The sequence below is a fragment of the Rhodococcus sp. 4CII genome, assembly GCF_014256275.1.
Classification (GTDB): domain Bacteria; phylum Actinomycetota; class Actinomycetes; order Mycobacteriales; family Mycobacteriaceae; genus Rhodococcus_F; species Rhodococcus_F wratislaviensis_A.
Genome location: NZ_JACCFE010000002.1, coordinates 2,428,262 through 2,443,255, shown reverse-complemented (window position 1 = coordinate 2,443,255; position 14,994 = coordinate 2,428,262). Strand labels below are relative to the sequence as shown.

Annotated in this window: 16 protein-coding genes; 7 read left to right on the top strand and 9 right to left on the bottom strand. The window is 68.1% G+C overall.

Annotated elements, in window-relative coordinates; translation table 11 throughout:
- Positions 1-44 precede the first annotated feature (44 nt).
- Positions 45-1,223, top strand: a complete 1,179-nt coding sequence (locus tag H0B43_RS11860) for a serine hydrolase (RefSeq protein ID WP_185727710.1) — start codon at positions 45-47, stop codon at positions 1,221-1,223.
- A gap of 49 nt (positions 1,224-1,272) precedes the next feature.
- Here H0B43_RS11860 and ipdC read toward each other — a convergent pair whose 3' ends face one another.
- The 4 genes from ipdC to echA20 are packed head-to-tail and all read right to left on the bottom strand — an operon-like array spanning position 1,273 to position 4,764.
- Positions 1,273-2,334, bottom strand: a complete 1,062-nt coding sequence (ipdC, locus tag H0B43_RS11855) for a (3aS,4S,5R,7aS)-5-hydroxy-7a-methyl-1-oxo-octahydro-1H-indene-4-carboxyl-CoA dehydrogenase (protein WP_185727711.1) — start codon at positions 2,332-2,334, stop codon at positions 1,273-1,275.
- Positions 2,331-3,092, bottom strand: coding sequence for a cholesterol ring-cleaving hydrolase subunit IpdB (gene ipdB, locus H0B43_RS11850; protein ID WP_185727712.1), 762 nt, complete (start codon positions 3,090-3,092; stop codon positions 2,331-2,333). The genes ipdC and ipdB overlap by 4 nt, the downstream gene beginning before the upstream one ends.
- Positions 3,089-3,982: a cholesterol ring-cleaving hydrolase subunit IpdA gene (gene ipdA, locus H0B43_RS11845; RefSeq protein ID WP_185727713.1), complete on the bottom strand. Its 894-nt coding sequence runs from the start codon at positions 3,980-3,982 to the stop codon at positions 3,089-3,091. The genes ipdB and ipdA overlap by 4 nt, the downstream gene beginning before the upstream one ends.
- A gap of 5 nt (positions 3,983-3,987) precedes the next feature.
- Entirely contained in the window at positions 3,988-4,764 is a 777-nt protein-coding gene (echA20, locus tag H0B43_RS11840; protein WP_185727714.1) for a (7aS)-7a-methyl-1,5-dioxo-2,3,5,6,7,7a-hexahydro-1H-indene-carboxyl-CoA hydrolase, read from the bottom strand.
- Positions 4,765-4,825: 61 nt separating this feature from the next.
- Between echA20 and H0B43_RS11835 the strand changes: the two genes are divergently transcribed.
- The 6 genes from H0B43_RS11835 to H0B43_RS11810 all read left to right on the top strand — a co-directional run bounded on the left by H0B43_RS11835 (position 4,826) and on the right by H0B43_RS11810 (position 10,762).
- Positions 4,826-5,632: an SDR family oxidoreductase gene (locus tag H0B43_RS11835; protein ID WP_185727715.1), complete on the top strand. Its 807-nt coding sequence runs from the start codon at positions 4,826-4,828 to the stop codon at positions 5,630-5,632.
- Positions 5,629-6,543: an SDR family oxidoreductase gene (locus tag H0B43_RS11830; RefSeq protein ID WP_185727716.1), complete on the top strand. Its 915-nt coding sequence runs from the start codon at positions 5,629-5,631 to the stop codon at positions 6,541-6,543. Before H0B43_RS11835 ends, H0B43_RS11830 begins: the two co-directional genes overlap by 4 nt.
- Positions 6,544-6,742: 199 nt before the next feature.
- Positions 6,743-7,606, top strand: coding sequence for an LLM class F420-dependent oxidoreductase (locus H0B43_RS11825; RefSeq protein ID WP_185727717.1), 864 nt, complete (start codon positions 6,743-6,745; stop codon positions 7,604-7,606).
- A gap of 89 nt (positions 7,607-7,695) precedes the next feature.
- Positions 7,696-8,943, top strand: coding sequence for a glycosyltransferase family 4 protein (locus H0B43_RS11820; RefSeq protein WP_185727718.1), 1,248 nt, complete (start codon positions 7,696-7,698; stop codon positions 8,941-8,943).
- The gene (locus H0B43_RS11815) at positions 8,937-9,677 is read left to right on the top strand and encodes a class I SAM-dependent methyltransferase (protein ID WP_185727719.1); all 741 of its coding nucleotides are present in this window, start codon (positions 8,937-8,939) and stop codon (positions 9,675-9,677) included. Before H0B43_RS11820 ends, H0B43_RS11815 begins: the two co-directional genes overlap by 7 nt.
- Positions 9,674-10,762 (top strand): prenyltransferase, encoded by a 1,089-nt coding sequence (locus tag H0B43_RS11810; RefSeq protein ID WP_185727720.1) that lies wholly within the window; start codon positions 9,674-9,676, stop codon positions 10,760-10,762. Before H0B43_RS11815 ends, H0B43_RS11810 begins: the two co-directional genes overlap by 4 nt.
- Here H0B43_RS11810 and H0B43_RS11805 read toward each other — a convergent pair.
- From H0B43_RS11805 to H0B43_RS11785, 5 genes are read right to left on the bottom strand one after another with little or no spacing between them, the layout of a single operon-like run.
- Positions 10,738-11,400, bottom strand: a complete 663-nt coding sequence (locus tag H0B43_RS11805) for a class I SAM-dependent methyltransferase (protein ID WP_185727721.1) — start codon at positions 11,398-11,400, stop codon at positions 10,738-10,740. The genes H0B43_RS11810 and H0B43_RS11805 overlap by 25 nt on opposite strands.
- Positions 11,397-11,789, bottom strand: coding sequence for a carboxymuconolactone decarboxylase family protein (locus H0B43_RS11800; protein ID WP_185727722.1), 393 nt, complete (start codon positions 11,787-11,789; stop codon positions 11,397-11,399). Before H0B43_RS11800 ends, H0B43_RS11805 begins: the two co-directional genes overlap by 4 nt.
- Entirely contained in the window at positions 11,786-12,667 is an 882-nt protein-coding gene (locus tag H0B43_RS11795; protein ID WP_185727723.1) for an NAD(P)-dependent oxidoreductase, read from the bottom strand. Before H0B43_RS11795 ends, H0B43_RS11800 begins: the two co-directional genes overlap by 4 nt.
- Entirely contained in the window at positions 12,664-13,416 is a 753-nt protein-coding gene (locus tag H0B43_RS11790; RefSeq protein WP_185727724.1) for an SDR family oxidoreductase, read from the bottom strand. The genes H0B43_RS11795 and H0B43_RS11790 overlap by 4 nt, the downstream gene beginning before the upstream one ends.
- Positions 13,417-13,453: 37 nt before the next feature.
- Positions 13,454-14,920, bottom strand: a complete 1,467-nt coding sequence (locus H0B43_RS11785; RefSeq protein ID WP_185727725.1) for an aldehyde dehydrogenase — start codon at positions 14,918-14,920, stop codon at positions 13,454-13,456.
- Positions 14,921-14,994 lie beyond the last annotated feature (74 nt).

Here is a 14,994-nt window from a genome sequence, read left to right as displayed (position 1 = left end):
TCCTCGGCCCTGTTGCCGACGCGGGAACGAACACAGGAGGAACCATGAGAGATGATTTCGCGAGTGTCACCGACACGGACCTGCAGAAACTGACGCAGGACGACGCCGGTGTCCCGGGTGTGGTGGCGATGCTCACCGACCGCGACGGCGTCGTGTACTCGGGTGTGGCCGGGGAGCGGTCCCTCGGCTCGGGTGTGGCGATGACCGCCGATACGGTGTTCGCCGCCTTCTCCACCACCAAAGCCGTCACCGGAACCGCGGCACTCCAGTGCGTGGAGGAGGGCCTGCTCGACCTCGACGCCCCGGCCGCCCGGTACCTCCCGGAGATCGGTGAACTGCAGGTCCTCGACGGCTTCGGGAGCGACGGCGAACCGGTGCTCCGCGCGCCGAAGCGAGACATCACCACCCGGATGTTGTTGCTGCACACCGCCGGGCTGGGCTACGACTTCTTCGACGAGAACTACCGCCGCCTCGCCGACCGACACGGCCAGCCCAGCCCCATCACCGCCACGAAGAAGTCGCTGACCACACCGCTTCTGTTCGATCCGGGCGAGCGGTGGATGTACGGATCGAACATCGACTGGTGTGGACTGGTCGTGGAGGCGGTACGCGGGCAGCGACTGGGAGAGGTGATGCGCGAGCGCATCTTCGAGCCGCTGGGGATGAACGACACCGCGTTCACACTCACCGACGACATGCGGGATCGTCTCGCCGTGGTGCACCAGCGCACCGAGGACGGTTCGCTGGTGCCGATGCCTGAAATGGTGTTGCCGCAGGAGCCGGAGGTCCACATGGGCGGCCACGGGCTTTACACCACTGTCCCCGACTATCTGAAGTTCCTCCGCATGTGGCTGCGGGACGGTGAGGCTCCCGGCGGCCGGATTCTCGCGGCCGACACGGTCGCCGAGGCGGTGCAGGGTGGCTTGACCGGGCAGGAGGTCACCGCGCTGCCCGGGGTGATCCCCGCCCTGTCCAACGACGCCGAGTTCTTCCCCGGCCTGCGCAAGAATTGGGCGTACACCTTCATGGTCAACGAGGAACCGGCCCCGACGGGACGCCCGGCGGGCGCACTGGGCTGGGCCGGACTCGCGAACCTGTACTACTGGATCGACCGGGAGAACGGCATCGCCGGCTTCTGGGCCACGCAGATCCTGCCCTTCGCCGACGCCGTCTCGTTCGGCGGATACCTCGACTTCGAGACCGCGGTGTACCGCGCTCTGTAGGACGAACGGGACGCTCGCCCGAGTCGGATCGAACGAGCGTCCCGTTCGTTCAGGCGCGGAGGGCCCCCAGCGCGTCGATGCGCTTGATCGCGTCGGCGACGATGCCGTCGATGAGGTCCTTGCAGGTGGGCAGGTCGTCGAGGAGTCCCACGACCTGACCCGACGCGAGCACGCCCGCGTGCGTATTGCCCTCGACCAGGCCGGCTTTGAGCAACATCGGGGTGTTGGCGGCCATGATGATCTGCTGCCACGTGCGGTCGCTGGACTTCTTCATGGCGAGGCCGTCCTTGACGAGGGTCGACCACTTCATGCCGGTCATGGCCTTGAACTTCGAGGCGTTGCGGGCGGCCGCGACGAGTCCGCGCACGTTGCCGGAGTGCTCGAGGCTGTCGACGAGTGCGGTGTTGAGGACCCGGTGGGGCATGCCGTCGACCTTGCGGGAGACCGTGGTGTCCTGCAGTCCGCGGGCGAGGTACTCCTGCTTGACGGAGTCGGGGACGGTGGATTCCTGGGTGAGCAGGAAGCGGGTGCCCATCGCGACGCCGGCGGCGCCGTACGCGAGGGCGGCGGCGAGCCCGCGGCCGTCGTAGAACCCGCCGGCCGCGACGACGGGGATGTCGACGGCGTCGAGCACCGACGGCAGCAGCAGGGTAGTGGCCACCGGTCCGGTGTGGCCGCCGCCCTCACCGCCCTGCACGATCACGGCGTCGGCGCCCCAGGATGCCACCTTCTTCGCGTGCTTGGCGGCGCCGATCGACGGAATGACCACCACCCCGGCATCTTTCAGCTTCGCGATCAGGTCCTGTTTCGGTGCGAGCGCGAACGACGCGACGCGCACGTTCTCCCGGATCAGCAGGTCGATTCGCTGGTTGGCGTCGGTGGCGTCGGCGCGGATGTTCACCCCGAACGGCTTATCGGTGAGCGTCTTCGTCTTGGCGACGGCCGCCTCGAGTTCCTCGTACGTCATCGTCGCCGACGCGAGGATACCGAGACCGCCCGCGTTGGCTGTTCCCGCGACGAGTCGCGGTCCGGCCACCCAGCCCATCCCGGTCTGGACCACCGGGTGCTCCACTCCGACCAGTTCGGTCAGGGCAGTGCGAAGAGTGCTCACAGCGACACCTCCCGGTCACGCAGGCTGCGGGGGTCGAGGACCTCGCGGATGAGCCGCAGTTCTTCGTCCGATGGTTCCCGGGTGACCGGGGCGTCGGCCAGCCCCGCCACCTCGAACGAGGTGTTCTCCGCGACCTGCTCGGCGGTGACGCCCGGGTGCAGCGACAGCGCCCGGAACGTGTGGTCGGGACCGCCGAAGTCGAACACCCCGAGGTTGCTCACCACCCGGTGCAGGTGATGGAAGCGGTAGGCGGGGTTCTCCGGGTCGATCTGGTCGTAGCCGACGCCCGAGACGATGTCGACCTTGTCGCAGAACACCCGCGACGAGTGCTTGCCCACCCAGTAACTGGTGGGGTGGTTGATCGTGTTGCCGGGCGCGCCGCGGACGCCGAACATCTGACGTGTCGGCTGCTGCAGCGGACCGAACGCCGACAGGTTCTGGTTGCCGTGCCGGTCGATCTGGTTGGCGCCCATCACCACATGGCGGCGGCCGGACGCGACGACGTCGAACACCTTCCGGAACGGCATCCAGCCCTCGATCGGGGCTTTCGCGCCGACGGCGGGTGTGTCGGCGAAGATCAGGGCCTCGCCGTCGGTGATCAGCAGGTCGGGTTCGGTGGTCAGTCGTGCGAGCCGGGCGCCGATCAGTGGCAGCGTCGCCATCGGGCTGGCCATGATCTCGCCTGCCCCGGAGAAGATGTCGGCGCACGCGATCGCGCAGTACTCCGCGCGGGTGACGTCGGTGGTCGTCTCGGTCATGCCTGGGACTCCTCTGCAAATGTCTTCACGGCCGCCTGATAGTCGTCTTCGCTGCCGGACAGGTAGGTGTCGACGAATTGCTGCCACGCCTCGGGGGTCTTCGCCGCTTCGGCGTAGTGGCGCTGGAACTTCTCGTCGCGGCCGTAGCTGTCGCCTGCGAGGGTGAAATGGGCGCCGTTCGGGGCCTCCACGACGCCGTCGACCATCATCCGGTTGAGGATGAGATTCTGCAGCGGAACGGTTTTCACCAGCTCTTCGGTCTCGACCACCCGCTCGACGGAGACGAACCGCTTCTCGGCCGCCGCGCAGTACAGGTCGTCGAAGTAGGGGTCGACCCCGGTGTAGGCGGCGTTGCCGTGCTTGTCGCCGAGGTTCAGATGCACCAGGGCGGCATCGAGATTCAGGGCCGGCATCGCGATCAGGGTTTCCGATTTGCCGGATGCGTCCGGGTACGGGGAGGTGACGGTGCGCAGTTCGTCGCCCCAGAAATTCCGGACGTCGGAGCCGAGCCCGGCGCGGATCGGCAGGAACGGCAGCCGGGCGGCGGCCGCCTCGAGTCCGCACTTGACCATGCCCTCGTCCATCTCGCGGACCTCGATGTCGCCTGCGGTGCGCGCCTTCGCGAACCACGGGTCGTAGAACGGGGCGGAGTCGAGGGACACGAAACCGTAGTACGCCTTCCTGACCTTGCCCGCCGAGCACAACAGCCCCAGGTCGGGGCCGCCGTAGGTGACGACGGTGAGGTCGGTGACGTCCGAGCGCAGCAACGCCCGGACCAGCGCCATCGGTTTGCGGCGCGAACCCCAGCCGCCGATGCCGATGGTCATTCCGCTGCGGAGTTCCCCGACGGCGTCGTCGAGCGACATCCTCTTGTCGCGCTTGTTCGCCATGGATGTCAGCCTTTCCTGTTGTTCGAGTTGGAGCGGGGCCTGCCGGTTTCGACGAATTCGTCGCGGTGCTCGTCCGAGATCCCGGCGAGGTTGAGTTCGAAGGTGTAGCCCTGCTCGAGGCGGTAACTGGTCTTCACGTCGACGGGGTCGATGCCGTTGATGGCTTCCTTGGCGCAGCGGATCACGCGGGTGTCCTTGGCGGCGATCTTGGCAGCGATGTCGCGGGCGGTGTCGTCGAGTTCCTCCCGCGGCACCACCTCGTACACCGACCCGAAGTGCTGCAACTGCTGGGCGGTGACGTTCTGCGCGGTGTAGTACAGGGTGCGCATCATGTGCTGGGGGACGAGGCGGGCGAGGTGTGTGGCGGCGCCGAGCGCCCCGCGGTCGACCTCGGGAAGTCCGAAGACGGCGTCGTCGGACGCCACGATCACGTCGGCATTGCCGACCAGACCGATTCCGCCGCCGACGCAGAATCCGTTGACCGCGACGACGACGGGGACGGCGCAGTCGTAGACGGCGGCGAACGCGGCCGCGCAGCCCCGGTTGGCGTCGACCAGCGCGCCGTAGCCGTCGGTGGCCTGCATCTCCTTGATGTCGACGCCGGCGTTGAACCCGCGCCCCTCCGCCCGGAGGATCACCACGTGGGTGTCCGGGTTCCGGCCCGCGGCCAGGATGGCGTCGGCCAACTCGAACCAGCCCCGGGACGGGATGGCGTTCACGGGCGGGTAGTCGACGGTGACCGTGGTGATGCCCCCCGGATCTGTCTCGCTCCGAATTCCCACTGTTTTCTCCTCGTCAGATCCGCACTTCACGCACCAAGCAATTGCTTGGTAGGGTAGCACGATGGAAACAGGTTCCAACATGACCGGAAGTGTCGTGCTCGTGACCGGCGGAGTTCGCGGGGTGGGCGCGGGCATCAGCCGCACCTTCCTGCGGGCCGGGGCGACGGTGATCGCCTGCGCTCGCCGGCCGGGCGACAACCCCGTGGAGGTGGACGGGCGTGCCGTCGAATTCCTGCCGTGCGACATCCGCGACCCGGAGCAGGTGCAGGGTCTCGTCGACCGGATCGTCGAGCGCCACGGCCGGCTCGACGTCCTGGTCAACAACGCCGGCGGCGCACCCTTCGCGCTCGCCGCGGACGCGAGCCCGAAGTTCCACTCCAAGATCGTCGAACTGAATCTGCTCGCCCCGCTGCTGGTGTCCCAGGTCGCGAATGCGGTTATGCAGCAACAGGACTCGGGTGGCGCGATCGTGAACATCTCCAGCGTCAGCGGATCGCGACCGTCGCCCGGCACCGCCGCGTACGGTGCGGCGAAGGCGGGAGTCGACAGCCTCACCACCAGCCTCGCGGTCGAGTGGGCGCCGAAGGTCCGGGTCAACTCGGTGATCGTCGGCCTGGTTCGCACCGAACTCGCGCACCTGCACTACGGCGACGACGCGGGGATCGCGGCGGTCGGGGCCACCGTGCCGCTCGGCCGGATGGCGTGCCCCGAGGACGTCGGCAACAGCGCGGTATTCCTGGCTTCACCGCTGGCGGCGTACGTCAGCGGTTCCACACTGACCGTCCACGGCGGCGGCGAACGCCCCGCCTTCCTGGCGGCAGCAACAGCATCCACCTCAGCTACGGCATCAACGAAGGAGAACTCATGAGTGGAGTGGTCGACGGTCGCGTCGTCATCGTGACGGGCGCCGGGCGCGGAATCGGACGCGCCCACGCGCTGGCGTTCGCCGCCGAGGGAGCGAAGGTCGTGGTCAACGACATCGGCGCCGGCATCGACGGGTCCGCCACGGGCGAGAGTCCGGCCGAACAGGTGGTCGCGGAGATCGTCGCGGCGGGTGGCGAGGCCGTCGTCAACGGCGACGACGTCGCGGACTGGGCCGGGGCCGAGAACCTGGTCCGGACGGCGATCGACACGTACGGGCGCCTCGACGTGCTGGTGAACAACGCCGGATTCCTGCGCGACCGCATGCTTGTCGGGATGAGTGAGCAGGAGTGGGACGCCGTCGTAAGGGTGCATCTCAAGGGACATTTCGCGACGCTGCGGCACGCGGCCGCGTACTGGCGGGCCGAGGCGAAGGCGGGAAACCCCGTCGACGCCCGGATCGTCAACACCAGTTCCGGTGCCGGACTGCAGGGTTCGATCGGGCAGGGCAACTACGCCGCCGCGAAGGCAGGGATCGCGGAGCTGACCATTCAGGCGGCCGCGGAGTTGAAGAACTACGGCGTCACCGTCAACGCGATCGCACCCGCCGCCCGCACCCGGATGACGGTCGGCGCCGGCGGCGCGATGGCGGAGGCAATGGCCGCGCCCGAGGAGGGTTTCGACGCGATGGCGCCGGAGAACATCTCCCCGCTCGTCGTGTGGCTGGGGAGCGTGGAGTCGAAGGACGTCACCGGGCGGGTGTTCGAGGTGGAGGGCGGCAAGATCACCGTCGCCGAGGGCTGGCGGCACGGCCCTGCCCAGGACAAGGGCGCGCGCTGGGAGCCGAAGGAGATCGGCCCCGTCGTCGCGGACCTCCTCGCGAAGGCGGAGGACCCGGTCCCGGTCTACGGCGCCTGAGCACGTGAGCGGGGAAGTGTGCCGGGGCACGCTTTGCCGCTCACCTGCCGGACGAACGGGACGCCCGTTGCGTCAGATCGAACGAGCGTCCCGTTCGTCCGGCTGCCCGGGGAACTGGAGAGTTGTTTGGACACATTGCTAAACAGGTGTCCAAAAGTTAGTGTGCAAGGAGGAAAAGGCTCTCGGCCAAGGAGAATTCGTGAAATTCGGCATTACGTTGTTTACGAGTGACCGCGGGATCGGGCCGGCCTCGGCCGCGAAGGGTGCAGAGGCCAACGGATTCGACTCCTTCTACGTGCCCGAGCACACGCACATTCCGGTGAAACGCGATGCCGCGCATCCTCAGACCGGGGACGCGTCGCTGCCCGACGACCGGTACATGCGCACCCTCGACCCGTGGGTGGCTCTCGCCGCGGCGGCGGCGGTCACGGAGCGGATCGACCTGGGCACGTCGGTGGCGCTGCCGGTCGAGCACGACCCGATCACATTGGCCAAGACGATCGCCTCCCTCGACCACCTCAGCGGCGGACGGGTGATTCTCGGTGTGGGGTACGGGTGGAATCTGGACGAACTCACCGATCACGACGTTCCGCCCGGACGGCGCCGGACGATGCTGCGCGAATACCTCGAGGCGATGCGCGCGCTGTGGACGCAGGACGAGGCGTCCTACGACGGCGAGTTCGTGAGTTTCGGTCCGAGTTGGGCGTGGCCCAAACCGTCCCGGGTGCCGCCGGTCATCGTCGGCGCAGCAGGCAACGACAAGAACTTCCGGTGGATCGTGAAATCGGCCGACGGGTGGATGACCACCCCGATCGAACAGGACATCGACGACCGGGTCGCGACGCTGCAACGCATGTGGCGCGAAGCCGGCCGGGACGGCGAACCGCGGATCGTCGTGCTCGACGGCAAACCGCACGTGGACAAGTTGCGGCGGTGGAAGGACCTCGGCGTCACCGAGGTCGTGTACGGATTGCCCGACCGGAGCGAGGAGGACGTCCTGGCGTACCTCGGACGTCTGGCAGGAAAACTCGAGGGATTGCGCGAGTCGACCGCGGTGGGGTGAGTGAGTGCGGTTGGATGGGATGAGGGCACACTCGAGTAAGAACGTGTTCTAGTATTGCTTGCCAGCTGCTCGAGGAGAGGCCGAAGTCCGTGCGCATCGCACTCTTGTCGTACCGAAGCAAGCCCCACTGCGGTGGGCAGGGTGTGTACGTCCGCCATCTCAGCCGTGAGCTGGCCGAACTCGGCCATCAGGTCGAGGTGTTCTCGGGCCAGCCGTACCCGGACGTCGACCCCCGGGTCACGTTGACGAAGGTCCCCAGCCTCGACCTGTATCGCGAGCCGGATCCGTTCAGAACGCCGCACCCCCGCGAATTCCGCGACGCCATCGACGTCCTCGAGGTCGCGACCATGTGGACCGCCGGATTCCCGGAGCCGCTCACGTTCAGCCTCCGCGCCGCGCGACTGCTGAAGGAGCGCGCCGACGAGTTCGACGTCGTGCACGACAACCAGTGCCTCGGGTACGGGCTGCTGCAACTGCAGAAGTCCGGGCTCCCCGTCGTCGCCACCATCCATCACCCGATCACCCGCGACCGCGAGCTGGATCTGGCGTCGGCGAAGTGGTGGCGCAAGGTGACGGTCCGGCGCTGGTACGGCTTTCTGCGCATGCAGAAGCGGGTGGCGCGTGCCATCCCCGCGCTGCTGACGGTGTCGCAATCCTCCGCCGACGACATCCGCGCCGCATTCGACGTTCCCGCCGACAACCTGCGGACCATCCCGCTGGGCGTCGACACCGAGGTCTTCCGGCCCCCGGCTATCGCCCGGGTTCCGGGCCGCATCGTGTGTGTCGCCAGCGCCGACATGCCCCTCAAGGGAGTGTCGACGCTCCTCGAGGCGGTCGCGAAGGTGCACACCGAGCGTGCCGTGGAACTGGTGCTGGTCACCAAACTCGCACCCGGGGGAGCGACGGAGAAGCTCATCGAGGAACTGGCCATCGGCGACGTCGTCCGGACGGTTTCGGGCATCGACGACGCCGAACTGGCAGCGCTGCTGGGGTCGGCCGACGTCGCGTGCGTCCCGTCGCTGTACGAGGGATTCTCGCTGCCCGCCGTCGAGGCGATGGCGTGCGGCACCCCGCTGGTCGCGAGCCGCGCCGGCGCCATTCCCGAGGTGGTGGGAACGGGCGAGGAGGCGAGTGTGCTGGTCACACCCGGCGACCCACAGGAACTCGCGGACGTGCTGGGCGCGTTGCTCGACGACCCACAGCGCCGGGCCCGGCTCGGCGACGGTGGCCGTCGCCGCGTGCTCGAGCGCTACAGCTGGGCCGCCGTGGCCGCGAGAACCGCGCAGACGTATGCCGAAGCGATAGCGCAGACCCGTGAAGGAGGCCGATTGTGCTGACCGTGGACTTCGACCGGCTGGGTGTGAAGCCCGGGGACAAGGTGATCGACATCGGGGCGGGCGCCGGACGGCACTCGTTCGAGCTGTATCGACGCGGCGCCGACGTCATCGCCTTCGACCAGAACGCCGACGAACTCGCGGACGTCGAGAAGATGTTCGTGGCGATGGCCGAGGTCGGTGAGGTCCCGGCGGGCGCGTCGGCCCGGGTGGAGGTCGGCGATGCGCTGAACCTGCCGTACGAGGACGCGTCGTTCGACGTGGTCCTCATCTCCGAGGTCCTCGAGCACGTGCCCCGCGACGGTCGCGCCATCGCCGAGCTGACCCGCATCCTCAAACCGGGTGGTGTTGCGGCGGTGACGGTTCCACGGTGGCTGCCGGAGAAGATCTGCTGGGCGCTGTCCGACGCGTACCACGAGGTGGAGGGCGGCCACGTCCGTATCTACCGCGCCGACGAACTGGCGGAGAAGCTCACGACCGCCGGTCTGCGGGTCCGGGGCCGGGACCATGCCCACGCCCTGCATTCCCCGTACTGGTGGCTCAAGTGCGCGGTGGGGGTGGAGAACAACGACAACCCCCTAGCGAAGGCCTATCACCAGGTTCTGGTGTGGGACATGATGAAGGCCCCCTGGCTCACGCGTACTGCCGAGAAGGTCCTCAATCCGGTGGTCGGCAAGAGCGTCGTGTTCTACCTCGAGAAGCCGAGGGAACCGAGCGTGGTGAAGGCGCCGCGGTGAGAGCCGTCGGCGTGCCGTCGGTGCCGAACGTGTTGTCGGAGAGCCAGGTCAGGCAGACGGCACGGTCGATCGCGGCAGCGCAGGAGTCGTCGGGGGCGCTGCCGTGGTTTCCGGGCGGGCACACCGACCCGTGGGATCACGTCGAATCCGCCATGGCGCTCGCCGCCGCCGGGCTGATCGACGAGGCGGAAGCCGCGTACGGGTGGTCCCGGCAGATGCAGCGACCGGACGGCTCGTGGCCGATGAAGTTCCGCGACGGGGTCGTGGAGAATCACGATTCCGACAGCAACTTCTGTGCCTACCTCGCGGTGGGGGTGTGGCACCATTACCTGATCACCGGCGACCGGAACTTCGTCGAAGCCCTGTGGCCGTCCGTGCAGGGCGGCCTCGACTTCGTCGTCGACATGCAGGCTCCGAGCGGCGAAATCTGGTGGGCCCGCGGCGAGAACGGACAGGACTGCCCCGAGGCATTGCTGACCGGAAACTCCAGTATTCACCACAGCCTGCACTGCGGGCTGCTCCTGGCCCGGCTGATCGACGACCCCCAGCCGGAGTGGGAGTTCGCGAAATACACGCTCGGCCACGCGATCCGGCAGCATCCGGAGTCGTTCGCGATCAAGGACGAATACTCCATGGACTGGTATTACCCGATCCTCGGCGGCGCCGTGCGCGGTGCGGCCGCGTCGGAGCGCATCGATTCGCGGTGGGACGACTTCGTGGTCGAGGGGCTCGGCATCCGCTGCGTGGACCACCGGCCGTGGGTGACCGGCGCCGAAACGTGCGAGTTGGTGCTGGCGCTCGACGCGATGGGGGAGCGCGCCCGGGCGCTCGCACAGTTCACCGCCATGCAGCATCTGCGGGATCCGGACGGCTCGTACTGGACGGGGCTCGTCTACAGCGACGGCAAGCGGTGGCCGGTCGAGCAGACTACGTGGACGGGCGGCGCGATGATCCTCGCGGCGGACGCGCTGTCCCGCACCACGCCCGGACACGGAATCTTCCGGGACGCGGCGCTGCCTGTGGGACTACCGATCGGCCTCGACCGGTGCGGCGACTACTGTCAGGCCAGCGGCTCGCCTGTCTGACCGCCCACACGCTCGAGAACGCGCAGCGAACCGGTGACGGACGTCTCCTTGAATTGTCCTGTCGCCAGAGCGCGTTCGTAGATCTCGAACGGTGGTCGGCCGCCGTCCGCCGGATCGGGGAACACGTCGTGGATCACCAGGGCGCCGCCGACGTTCACCCACGGCGCCCACCCCTCGAGGTCCGCCGATGCCGCCTCCGATGTGTGTCCGCCGTCGATGAACACGAAGTTCACCGGAGTGCGCCAGAACCTCGCGACCGTCGACGACCGGCCGAGCACACCGACGACGAACTCCTCGAGTCCCGAATCGGCCAAGGTGTGCCGGAACCGGCCGACCGTGTCGAGCAACCCGGTGTGCGGATCGACGAATGCCGGTTCGTGGTACTCCCATCCGGGCTGATGTTCCTCTGAACCGTGGTGGTGATCGATCGTGACGACGCGGGCACCCCGCGCCCTCGCCGCTGCCCCGAGGTAGATCGTCGACCGGCCGCAGTACGTGCCGATCTCGACACCCACCCCGCCGGGGACCAGGTACTGCATCGCGGCCTCGTGGAGGGCGGTCCCCTCGTCCTCCGGCATGAAGCCGGGGGTGGAGTCGGCGAGTCGGAGAAGCTCTGGTGTCAGGTGTTCGGTGCTCATGTGGCCTCTGCATCCGGGGTGGCCGCTCTGGCCGCCTTCTTCCGATTGTGTAGCACCCCTCCGATCATCGAGTCGAGTTTCGTCCCCAACGGCCAGCCCACGTAATGGCACAGGAACAGCGCGATCTCCCGGAGTTGCTCCTCGTCGAGTTCCTCGTTGTGCAGGGCCGCCCCCACCTGGATCTCGGCGACGTCGACGAGTCCCTGCGCGGTGAGCGCGCCGAGGAGGAGAAGCCTGCGGTCGCGGATGCTCAGCCCCGGCCGCGACCAGATGTCGGCGAACAGGTGGTCGGCGGTGACGGCGAAGTGCGCGCCGGGTCCGTCCTGCATCTCGAATCCGTAGACCTTCTCCATCATGGCCAGGCCGCGGGTGCGGGTGTCGTCGGTCATGGCTGTTCCTCCTTGTCCTTGTCCGCGGTGTGCTCGACGCCGAGTCCCGGACCCAGGCCGGAGAGTGCGAGTCGGGCGAGCGGCAGCGCGACGTCGAGTCGGTCGCCGAGCCCGATCGCCAGTGACAGGTCCTTCTCCCCGAGGTCCCGGACGTGGGACATGATCGGGTACCAGTTGTCGTTCTCGTCGAGGGCCTCGGTGGTGTCGCGGAGCATGATCGCTCCGGCGCCCCCGGTGATCGCGTCCGTGTGCCGGACCACCTTCCCGAGTTCGGTGATGTCGAGACCGGCGGCCTCGGCGAGCCGCTGCGCCTCGGCGGCGGCAGTGAACGAGACGAAGTGCAGCAGGTTGCGGGCCAGCTTCATCCGCGTGCCCGCGCCCACGTCGCCGGCGTGCACGACGAGTTCGGCCCAGTGCCCGAACGGCTCCCGGACCTTCTCGAACGCGTCTTCGCTCGCCCCGACCATCACCGCGAGCTTCCCCTGGTGTGCCCCGGGGGCGCCGCCGCTGACGGGAGCGTCGATCAGGTCGACGCCCTGCACACGGCACCGGTCGGCGAGTTCGACCGCGGTGACGTCGCTGATCGTGGAGTGCACCGCCACGACCGTGCCCGGCCTCGCGGTGTCGAGGATCTCTGCGACAACCGCCCGCACCTGCTCGTCGTTGAGCACCGTCACCGAGATGACGTCCGCGTTCTCCGCCACCTCCCGCGGACTCGACGTGACCTTCGCGCCCGCCTTGCCGAACGGTTCCAGCGCCTCCGGCCGGGTGTCGCACACGATGAGTCCGCCCGGCCGGTCGAGTAGCCGCTTCGCCATGGGCGCACCCATGTTGCCGAGTCCGATGTAGCCGACGGATACCTGCTCGGTGGTTGTCATGCCCGAAAAATCTGTCCGCCGTCGACGTTGAAGATCTGCCCGGTGATCCAGCTCGCCTCGTCGGAGAGCAGGAACAGGCAGGCACCGACGAGGTCGTCAGGGGTGCCCATCCGTTTGAGCGGCAACGTCTTGACCATGTCTGCCACCATATTTCCCGGTGTGACGGTGCGGGTGGCTTCGGTGTCGATCGGTCCGGGCGCGATGGCGTTGACCCGGATGTTCATGCCGCCCACCTCGTGGGCGAGTTGCTGGGTGAGGCCGTTGATCCCGACCTTCGCGAGGCCGTAGAAACCGGAGTACAGCCAGGCAGCCGTCGACGACTGGTTGACGATCGAGCCGCCACCGCGTTCGTTCATGTGCGGCCACACCGCGCGCGTGACGTTGAGGGCGCCGTCGAAGTTCACGGCCATGAATTTCTTGTAGTAGTCCCATGGCACGGTGATGAGGAGGTCGAGTTTCATTTCGCCGTAGATCGCGGCGTTGTTCACGAGATGGTCGATGCCCCCGAACTTCTCGACGGTGAACTCCGCAAGGGCTTTCGCCGAGTCCTCGTCGGCGACGTCGACGTCCTTGAACACCGCGCCTCCGCCGTCGGCGCTGATCTGCTTGGCGACCGTCTCGCCGAGTTCCGCGTTGAGGTCGGCCACCACCACGTTGGCGCCCTCGCGGGCAAGAGCACGCGCGTAACCCTCGCCGATACCCTGCGCGGCGCCGGTGACGATGGCCGTCTTGCCGTCGAAACGTCCCATATCGATTGACTCCCTCTTCATTCGGGCCGGCGTGTTGTCAGGCCGGTTCCGCGACCAGCTTGGTTTCCAGGTATTCCTCGAAACCGGCCACGCCCATCTCGCGGCCGATTCCGGACTGCTTGTATCCGCCGAACGGGGCGTCGGCCGAATACCAGACGCCGCCGTTGACGCTGAGCGTGCCGGTGCGCACGCCGTCGACCACCCGCTTCACGCGTGCGGGGTCCGTGCCCCACACCGACCCGGACAGCCCGTACGGCGAGTCGTTGGCGATACGGATCGCGTCGCCGTCGCCGTCGTGGGGAATGATCACGAGCACGGGTCCGAAGATCTCCTCCCGCGCCACCCGGGCGGTGTTGTCGAGGCCGGAGATCAGGGTGGGCTCGATGAAGAATCCGCGGTCGCGATCGGCCGGGCGGCCGCCACCGACGACGATCGTGCCGCCCTCCTCCCGCGCGAGCCGAAGGTAGTCCTCGACCCGGGCGCGCTGCCGCGCGGAGATGAGTGGACCGCAGATGGTGCCGGGTTTCGTCGGGTCTCCCGCGGCCAACCCGCCGAGCGTCCGGGCCGTGGCCTCGACCGCCTCGTCGTACTTCTCCCGCGGCACCAGCAACCGGGTGGTGATTGCGCATCCCTGCCCTGCATGGGTGGACACGGTGAACGCGGCGACCCCGCAGGCACCGGCGAGGTCGGCGTCGTCGAGCACGATGAACGCCGATTTGCCGCCGAGTTCGAGGAACACCCTCTTCAAGGTCTCGGACGCCGCCGCCATGACGGATCTGCCGGTGGCGGTCGACCCGGTGAACGAGACCAGGTCCACGCGCGGATCGGTCGAGAGTTGCGCGCCGAGGGAATGGTCGCTCGACGTGACGATGTTGAGCACCCCGGCCGGGATGTCGGTCTCCTCCGCGACGAGGTGCCCGACCAGGGCCGCGCACCAGGGAGTGTCGGGAGCGGGTTTGAGGACGACCGTGTTGCCGGCCGCCAGCGCGGGGCCGATCTTGGCGAAGTTGATCTGGTGCGGGAAGTTCCACGGTGTGATGGCGCCGACCACACCGACGGCCTCCTTGAGGACCTGTCGTCGCGTCCTGATGCCCATCGGTTCCGCGATGCCCAAATCCTGTTCCCACGAATAAGTGTCGGCGAGGCCTGCGAAGTAGCCGAGGTCGGCGACCGGGCCCTCGAGTTGCGGTCCGCTGGTGAGGAAGGCGGGAGCGCCGACCTCGGCGATGGTGATCTCGCGCAGTTCCTCGATGTGCGACTGCAGCACGTCGCGCAGTTGTCGTAGGCAGCGGGCGCGGAAGGCGTGGTTGCGTGTCCACGTGGTGTCGTCGAAGGCCCGCCGGGCCGCGGCGATCGCGGTCTCCATGTCGGATGCGGTGGCGTCGGCGGCCCGTCCCAGTATCTCTTCGGTTGCCGGGTTGATCACCTCGAAGGTGCCGCCGGAACCGGGAATCAGTTTGCCGTCGATCAGGAGCGCGGAGCTGTCGGTGGGGCGCAGAGTCATGGATTGTCGCTTCCGAATCGGGTGGATGTCACAACGATCTCTGAAAACTGGACATGTGTCTGGACTATAGTTTG

Excerpts from the sequence above, each read along its gene's own strand:
- H0B43_RS11860 (WP_185727710.1), top strand. The coding sequence starts at position 45 with ATGAGAGATGATTTCGCGAGTGTCACCGACACGGACCTGCAGAAACTG.
- H0B43_RS11785 (WP_185727725.1), bottom strand. The coding sequence starts at position 14,920 with ATGACTCTGCGCCCCACCGACAGCTCCGCGCTCCTGATCGACGGCAAA.
- H0B43_RS11830 (WP_185727716.1), top strand. The coding sequence starts at position 5,629 with ATGAGTGGAGTGGTCGACGGTCGCGTCGTCATCGTGACGGGCGCCGGG.
- H0B43_RS11800 (WP_185727722.1), bottom strand. The coding sequence starts at position 11,789 with ATGACCGACGACACCCGCACCCGCGGCCTGGCCATGATGGAGAAGGTC.
- H0B43_RS11795 (WP_185727723.1), bottom strand. The coding sequence starts at position 12,667 with ATGACAACCACCGAGCAGGTATCCGTCGGCTACATCGGACTCGGCAAC.
- H0B43_RS11790 (WP_185727724.1), bottom strand. The coding sequence starts at position 13,416 with ATGGGACGTTTCGACGGCAAGACGGCCATCGTCACCGGCGCCGCGCAG.
- H0B43_RS11835 (WP_185727715.1), top strand. The coding sequence starts at position 4,826 with ATGGAAACAGGTTCCAACATGACCGGAAGTGTCGTGCTCGTGACCGGC.
- ipdA (WP_185727713.1), bottom strand. The coding sequence starts at position 3,982 with ATGGCGAACAAGCGCGACAAGAGGATGTCGCTCGACGACGCCGTCGGG.
- ipdB (WP_185727712.1), bottom strand. The coding sequence starts at position 3,092 with ATGACCGAGACGACCACCGACGTCACCCGCGCGGAGTACTGCGCGATC.
- H0B43_RS11805 (WP_185727721.1), bottom strand. The coding sequence starts at position 11,400 with ATGAGCACCGAACACCTGACACCAGAGCTTCTCCGACTCGCCGACTCC.